The sequence below is a fragment of the Tenacibaculum gallaicum genome, from assembly GCF_003387615.1.
GTDB lineage: Bacteria > Bacteroidota > Bacteroidia > Flavobacteriales > Flavobacteriaceae > Polaribacter > Polaribacter gallaicus.
Genome location: NZ_QUNS01000012.1, coordinates 59,450 through 65,698, shown reverse-complemented (window position 1 = coordinate 65,698; position 6,249 = coordinate 59,450). Strand labels below are relative to the sequence as shown.

The following is a 6,249-nucleotide window of genomic DNA, read 5'->3' as shown; positions in this document are numbered from 1 at the left end:
CATTAGCGCCGATGGTACTGCCAATGGTGGGAGAGTAGGTCGTTGCCTTTCTTTATAAAACCTCAATCTTTTAGTAGATTGAGGTTTTTTTTATGCACCTATTTTAGGTTGAATACTTTCATTACTACAGAACCTGACTAAAGCTTTAAGATAAGTATAGGTAAGTAATTAACTTATTAAGATAATCCCCTTTAATAATTAAGAAACTTTAGGCTAAATAAGATTTGTACATTGAAATTTGTTTTTTAATCTTTACGTTTTATAAAAAGCAAAATGAGTTTAGATAATGCAGTTTTATTTTTCATATGTTCTTTAGGTGTCTTTAACGGTTTTTTGGTCAGTATATATTTTTTGTTGATTGAAAGAGTTAGAAGAATACCTAATTTTTTGTTTGGATTATTGGTTTTCTTTTTAACCGTTAGAATAGGAAAGTCAGTTTATACAATATTTACCCCTAGAGAAGAAAGAAATTTGTTAATCATACAAATTGGTTTATCAGCCTGTTTTTTAATAGGTGTCTCGTTATTTTTTTACCTGAAATCATCTGTAACTAAAACAAAGATGATTCCTTTAAAATGGAAACTTCATTTTCTTCTATTATTTCTAATAATAACTATAGTTAGTGTTATAAAACCTTATTCAACAGGTGGTCTTTTTTGGAATACTTATTTTGTGAAGTTTATTTATTTGGTCTGGGGTGTTTATATAACTCTGTCAGGTTTTTTACTAAAAGATATTTTTAGAAAACTATTTTCAAAACAAGAAAATTACACAACTTCAGAAGTATGGCTAGTAGGTGTTTTTAGCAGTAACATACTAATTTATTTAGCATATATTGTTGGTTATTTTTATTTTTATTTTGTGGGAACCGTTACTTTTTCTATAGTGTTTTATGGTTTAGTATTGTTTTTCCTTTCTGAAAAAAATAGAGAATCAATTTTTAGAGATTTACCAGAGAAATATTCAGCAAAAAAGATTGAAAGTGATGAAGCGGCTTTGTTGAAATTACAATTAGATGTTTTAATGAAAGAGCAAGAGTTATATAGGAATACAGCTGTAAAATTATCAGATGTTTCTGCGAAAGTAGGTGTGTCTTCTCATAGATTATCTCAATTTTTAAATGATAACTTAGGAAAAAGCTTTGCAATGTTTTTAAATGAATATAGAATAGAAGAAGCAAAGAAATTGTTAAGAACAAACCATAAAATTACATTAGAAAGTATAGGCTTTGAAGCAGGTTTTTCTTCAAAATCAAATTTTTATGCTACGTTTAAAAAGATGGTTGATCAAACACCAGCTCAGTATCAAAAGCGATTTTTAAAAGATTAGTGAGTGCAGAATCATAATTCAGGACACCTAAATTATAACAGGTCATCAAAAAAGATGATTGTTTTAAGAGGTTTGAAGTAAAATTTAAATCTTTTAAAAATGAAAATTATAGTTACACTAATTTCTGCTTTCTTTTTTTTATGTAGTTTTTCTCAAGATAAAAAAGGTATTAAGCAAGAACTTCTAATTAGTCTTTATGGAGGCAAACAGCAAAAAGTAATTAATTATGACAAGAGTTTTGTATCAGATGATAGATTGTTTTATGAAAGTTTAGATCGTCCTGAAGCAAAATTTACTCTTTCAGATAAAGAGGTGATAGAGAAAACACTCAATAACTATATAGAAGGAAGTTCTTATAATAAGCTTAATACTTTAAAAGAATCTTTTTCAAAAGAAGCAACTCTTTACTTAACAGGTGAAGAAGGTTTTAAACGATATACACCCGAAGAGTATACGAGTTTTTTTTCGTCTGACAGAAAAGGAGAGTTTAATGGTAGAATAGGAGAGATTATTTCTATTGATGTGGTTAATGACATTGCTACAGCTAAAGTTGAAATTTTAATACCTAATCGTAAATGGAGGTTTGTTGATCTTTTCCTATTGAAAAAGTTTACTAATGACTGGAAAATTATAAGTAAAACAGCAACAAGAGAAGTATCTAACGAAACAGGGAATAAAATTTTATTTGTGGTTTCTAATACAGATTATTATATAGGAACTAATATTCCAACAGGAAATAGTTTTGATGAAATAGTATTGGCTTATAAAATGTTTACGGAAGCTGGATTTAATGTAGATATTATTAGTCCAAAAGGAGGTGCAGTTCCTTTAAAATATGTGGACACATCTGAAAAAATTAAGAAAGAATACTTGTATGATAGTGACTTTATGTATGCTTTAAAAACCACTAAAAAACCTACACAAGTTCATTCGTCGAGTTATAAAGCAATTTATTATGTGGGAGGAGGAAGTGCTATGTTTAATGTGCCTAAGAATAAAGAGATTCAAAAATTGGCTATAGATATTTATGAAAAGCAAGAAGGTGTTATTAGTGCAGTGTGTCATGGTACTGCTGGAATTGTTTTTTTAAAGAAAAGCAATGGGGAGTATGTGGTTAAAAACAAGCGTGTAAATGGATTTCCAGAGGATCATGAAAAGAAGGATAAAGAATATTTTAAAAGCTTTCCTTTTTTAATAAGAAAAACAGTGGAAAGTCACGGAGGAAAATTCTTCTATTCAAATGTGTCAGAGGAACATGTAGAGGTTGATGGACGATTGGTAACTGGACAAAGCCCAGCTTCAGTTCCTAAACTGGTAAGGGAAGTAATTAATATTATGAATTCCAAATAAAGTAGATTTTACTTCATAAAAAAAGCTCACCATTGGTGAGCTTTTTTATTTATAATTTTATTGAAAAACTATGCTAACATGGTAACAGGATTTTCAATATAGGTTTTTAACGTTTGTAAAAACTGAGCACCAATTGCACCGTCAACTGTTCTGTGATCGCATGCTAAAGTTAATTTCATGGTGTTACCAACTACAATATCCCCATTTTTAACTACTGGTTTTTGTACAATTGCACCTACCGATAGAATAGCAGAGTTAGGTTGGTTAATAATTGAAGTAAAGCTTTCAATACCAAACATTCCTAAGTTAGAAACGGTAAATGTACTTCCTTGCATTTCTGCTGGAGTAATTTTTTTGTTTCTAGCTTTACCAGCTAAATCACGTACAGAAGCACCAATTTGGGTTAAGCTTAATGCATCGGTATGTTTTACTACAGGAACTACTAAACCTTCATCAACAGCAACAGCTACACCTACGTGAATATGACTATGGAATAACGTATTACTATCTGTCCAGCTAGTATTTACTTGTGGGTGCTTTTTCAATGCCATTGCACATGCTTTCACTACCATATCGTTGAATGATATTTTAGTGTCAGGAATAGTATTAATGGTTTTACGAGAAGTCATTGCGTTGTCCATATCTACTTCAATATTTAAGTAGAAATGGGGAGCAGAAAACTTAGAATTACCCAATGCTTTTGCAATTGCTTTACGCATTTGAGAGTTCTTAACTTCAGATGTGTTTTCTTCTCCTGCAATTGCAAAATTTGTAACTGCTGATGGAGTTGTAGCTGCACTTGTGGCTACAGGAGCTTCAACTTTAGCCGTTGGAGTATAGTTTTCAACATCTTTTTTGATGATACGACCATTTTCTCCTGAACCTTTAACATCTGCTAAATTGATTCCTTTATCCTTTGCTATTTTCTTAGCTAAAGGAGAAGCAAAAATTCGTCCTTTATTATTTGATACAGTTTCTACTGGAGCAGCTACAGTTTCTGTTTTGTTCTCTTCAACTGCTTTAGGAGCTTCTTCTTGTTTTTCTGAAGAGTCATTTCCTAAAGTACCTGCTTTGTGTGCCTTAACTAATGAAGATACATCTGTACCAGCTTCACCAATAATAGCTAATAAACTATCTACAGGAGCACTTTCACCTTCTTGAACACCGATATGTAATAAAGTTCCTTCGTTAAAAGACTCAAACTCCATTGTAGCTTTATCAGTTTCGATTTCAGCTAAAATATCACCTTCCTCAACATTGTCTCCTACTTTTTTTAACCAAGAGGCAACGGTGCCTTCAGTCATTGTATCACTTAAACGAGGCATTGTTACTACTTTTACTCCATCAGGTATCGTTGAGTTTGTAGTAGTAGTAGTTTTTTCTTCAGTTTTAGGAGCTTCTTCCTTAACTTCCGCTTCAGGAGTACTATTTCCATTTAATAATGCTGAAAAATCTTCTCCTTCCTCACCAATAATAGCTAATAAACTATCTACAGGAGCTGTTTCTCCTTCTTGAACACCAATATGTAATAAAGTACCATCGTGGAAAGATTCAAATTCCATCGTAGCTTTATCGGTTTCAATTTCAGCTAAAATATCACCTTCTTCAACTTTATCACCTACTTTCTTTAACCAAGAAGCTACTACTCCTTCTTCCATCGTATCGCTTAAGCGAGGCATGTTTATAATTGTAGCCATAATTTACTTAGATTTTATAAATGGATAATCTTCTTGTTCATATACCATATCATATAATTGGTTTAGTTTTGGATATGGAGAGTCTTCTGCGAATTTCTCACATTCTTTAACCAAATCTTTTACTTCTTTATCAATTGTTTTGATTTCATCTTCTGAAGCATACTCTTTTTCTTTGATGACTTCTAAAACTTGAGTGATAGGATCTATTTTTTTATACTCTTCAACTTCGTCTTTTGTACGATAATGTTGAGCATCTGACATAGAGTGACCTCTATATCGGTATGTTTTCATTTCTAAGAAAGTAGGGCCATCACCACGACGGGCTCTTTGAATAGCTTCATCTACAGCTTCAGCAACTTTGATAGGGTTCATTCCATCAACCGGTCCACAAGGCATTTCATATCCTAAACCTAGTTTCCAAATATCTGTGTGGTTTGCTGTTCTTTCAACAGAGGTTCCCATGGCATATCCATTGTTTTCAACAATAAATACTACAGGTAATTTCCAGTTCATTGCCATGTTAAAGGTTTCATGTAAAGAACCTTGACGTGCAGCTCCATCACCAAAATAGCATAAAGTCACGGCATTACTACCTTTATATTTATCACCAAAAGCAAGACCAGCTCCTAAAGGAATCTGACCACCTACAATTCCATGACCACCATAAAAACGGTATTCTTTAGAGAAAATATGCATAGAACCTCCCATACCATGGGATGTACCAGTAGCTTTACCATATAATTCTGCCATTACACGCTTGGGGTCTTCACCCATACCGATTGGTTGAACGTGATTACGGTAAGCAGTAATCATTTTATCTTTAGTCAAATCCATTGCATGTAATGAACCTGCTAAAACAGCCTCTTGACCGTTATATAAGTGTAAAAAACCTCTAACTTTTTGTTGAATGTAAACTGCTGCTAGCTTGTTTTCAAACTTTCTCCAAAATAGCATATCTCTATACCAATTGATATAGGTTTCTTTGGTGATTTTCTTCATTATATACTTTAGTTGTTTATTTAAATGTTTGTTTGCTTTGCTTGTAGCAAAACGTAGCTACAAAAATAAGTAGTTTTTAGTAATTTAAAAAAAGTTATTACTAAAAGTTGAAGAAAGGTTTAAGAAGGGAAAAAGAGATGTAATTACTGTTCTTTCTCTCTAATAACTAGAGCTATTACTTTAGCTCCTCTAGCTAATTGCCATAAGTCAGAAATGACTACTTCATCAAAATCATCATAAATAGTGAAGGCTCCTGTATTTGGTCTAAGGCTTCCTTCATCAACTGCTAAAATTTCAATTTTATTAAAACCAAGTTCTAAAGGGATTTTAAACTTTTTTAAACTATGCTTTAAATAGTAATTTTTAATGATAGGCACTCCGTTATTAAAAACAGTTATAATGTCTCCATCTACCTGTCCAAAATCAATAGCATTTATGTTGATGTTTTTAGATTTTGTACGGAAACTTCCTATATCTTTATCTATGAGAGGAATTTTTAAATTAAATTTTTCGGCTTTTTTTTGAAGAGTTATTTTCCTAAGTAACTCAGGGGTTAAAATTCCTTTGTTTTCTAAATCTTTTTGAGCTTGTTTTTTTTGAAGCTCTTTTTGAAGTTCAGAATTAGCTGTTTTAAAGCCATTTGTATTATTAAAGTCTAACGTTTTAGGTTTTTTAATTTCTTTAGCCGGTGCGGTGATGATTCCAAATGAAGAGTTTCCTTTATTTTTACCACCAGTAGAACCGTCTAATTGTGCAAAACTCTTAGTTGTTATGCTACATAAAAAAAGGATAAAAAATAAATGTATGTTTTTTCTCATAATAAAATAGAACTTAACAAAGATAATGCCGATTTTATACTTTATATGTTGATGTC

5 protein-coding genes are annotated in these 6,249 nt (G+C 31.6%); 2 read left to right on the top strand and 3 right to left on the bottom strand.

The features are described from left to right. Positions 1 to 561 precede the first annotated feature (561 nt). Positions 562 to 1,329, top strand: coding sequence for a helix-turn-helix domain-containing protein (locus tag C7448_RS15050; protein WP_170137059.1), 768 nt, complete (start codon positions 562 to 564; stop codon positions 1,327 to 1,329). A 99-nt stretch (positions 1,330 to 1,428) separates the two neighbouring features. After that, positions 1,429 to 2,679, top strand: a complete 1,251-nt coding sequence (locus C7448_RS15045) for a nuclear transport factor 2 family protein (RefSeq protein ID WP_115902233.1) — start codon at positions 1,429 to 1,431, stop codon at positions 2,677 to 2,679. A 68-nt stretch (positions 2,680 to 2,747) separates the two neighbouring features. Here the strand turns inward: C7448_RS15045 and C7448_RS15040 are convergent, their stop codons facing one another. The 3 genes from C7448_RS15040 to C7448_RS15030 all read right to left on the bottom strand — a co-directional run bounded on the left by C7448_RS15040 (position 2,748) and on the right by C7448_RS15030 (position 6,193). Further along, the gene (locus C7448_RS15040) at positions 2,748 to 4,376 is read right to left on the bottom strand and encodes a pyruvate dehydrogenase complex dihydrolipoamide acetyltransferase (protein WP_115902232.1); all 1,629 of its coding nucleotides are present in this window, start codon (positions 4,374 to 4,376) and stop codon (positions 2,748 to 2,750) included. Between the two features lie 3 nt (positions 4,377 to 4,379). Continuing rightward, on the bottom strand, positions 4,380 to 5,375 hold the full coding sequence (gene pdhA, locus C7448_RS15035) for a pyruvate dehydrogenase (acetyl-transferring) E1 component subunit alpha (RefSeq protein WP_115902231.1): 996 nt from the start codon (positions 5,373 to 5,375) through the stop codon (positions 4,380 to 4,382). A 143-nt stretch (positions 5,376 to 5,518) separates the two neighbouring features. Next, on the bottom strand, positions 5,519 to 6,193 hold the full coding sequence (locus tag C7448_RS15030; protein ID WP_115902230.1) for a hypothetical protein: 675 nt from the start codon (positions 6,191 to 6,193) through the stop codon (positions 5,519 to 5,521). Positions 6,194 to 6,249: the final 56 nt, after the last annotated feature.

Coding starts and splice junctions, on each gene's coding strand:
- C7448_RS15030 (WP_115902230.1), bottom strand. CDS start 6,193: ATGAGAAAAAACATACATTTATTTTTTATCCTTTTTTTATGTAGCATA.
- pdhA (WP_115902231.1), bottom strand. CDS start 5,375: ATGAAGAAAATCACCAAAGAAACCTATATCAATTGGTATAGAGATATG.
- C7448_RS15040 (WP_115902232.1), bottom strand. CDS start 4,376: ATGGCTACAATTATAAACATGCCTCGCTTAAGCGATACGATGGAAGAA.
- C7448_RS15050 (WP_170137059.1), top strand. CDS start 562: ATGATTCCTTTAAAATGGAAACTTCATTTTCTTCTATTATTTCTAATA.
- C7448_RS15045 (WP_115902233.1), top strand. CDS start 1,429: ATGAAAATTATAGTTACACTAATTTCTGCTTTCTTTTTTTTATGTAGT.